This window comes from Pseudoalteromonas sp. Z1A6, assembly GCF_011378745.1.
Lineage (GTDB): Bacteria > Pseudomonadota > Gammaproteobacteria > Enterobacterales > Alteromonadaceae > Pseudoalteromonas > Pseudoalteromonas arctica.
In genome coordinates, this window is the sequence record NZ_WTKW01000620.1 from 1 (window position 1) to 1,120 (window position 1,120).

General features: G+C 30.2%; 2 protein-coding genes. Both read left to right on the plus strand.

Annotated elements, in window-relative coordinates:
- The coding region (locus GQR46_RS19945; protein WP_165742264.1) for an oligosaccharide flippase family protein at window positions 1-624 on the plus strand (624 nt) is incomplete at its 5' end.
- The coding region (locus GQR46_RS19950; RefSeq protein ID WP_165742266.1) for a hypothetical protein at window positions 625-1,120 on the plus strand (496 nt) is incomplete at its 3' end.

Sequence of the window (1,120 nt, forward strand, 5' to 3'; positions counted from 1 at the left end):
AAAAAACATATTTTATATTTATTTTCTTTTGGTTTACCTCTCTTACTACATGCTCTATCAGGTGTGATTAGAGGACATGTCGAAAGGTTTATCATCAATGACTCTTTTTCCAAAAGTGCTCTTGCGGAATACTTTTTAGCAATTCAAATTGCAAGTATTTTTTACCTGCTTTTACTGGCACTAAATAGAGCTTTAGTACCTCATTTTTATGCGAAAATGAAAAATAGGGCCCTTAACACAATAGAAGTAAAGCAACTTGTTTTAAAGTCATTCCTAATTGTGCCTTTGTTTCCTATTTTTGTTTACTTAATTCCAGACTCATTATTTGTTTATATTTTTGGTGATGAGTATACAAATCTAGGTCAGTGGGTTGCTGTTCTAGTGTTAGGATACTCTTTAATGATCCCATACTTCATTCTGGTAAACCTTTTGTTTTATCAAGCAAGAAATAAGTTAATCTCATCGGTTAGCATTTTTGTCGCTTTGATACATATAGGGATATCTTGCATATTCTCATTATATTCAATGGACTTGTTGGTTTACTCATTGTTTTTTTCATCAATATTACAAATATGCATAATGTATTTTTGTACATTTAAAAATATAAGTAAGGTCAAACAATAAATGGAACTTTATATTGCCTCAAAACCCATGCAAATCACGGTTTCTAGTATAATTGCCGGTTCTAAAAAAGAAGGTAGTTGTTTAATAATTATTGATATGTTTCATGATGCAGAAGCTGTTTTTAATAATATTAAATCTGCAGGTGATTGGAAAAAAGTACTGTTTGTAAAAAATCGATTCATGTCATTTGTTAAAGGAAGTCGTTTAAAACCGACAAAAACTTATATCGATGGTGACATAGGTACTAGGTTAGCCTTATACCTCGCTTACTTCAAACTTATATCCAGAACAAAGCAGATTTATGTTTACGAAGAAGGAATTGGTACATATAGAAATGACATATATGTACCTAGCTATAAAACTAAAATTTTTGATGTGTTAGGTATAAGTACTGTATTTGGAGGAAGTTGGTTCTGTAATGGGGTTTATGTATTTGAACCAAAAGAGTATGCAGAGCGAATTAAAATAAAAAAGAAAAACTTTTCTATCTTAAAAA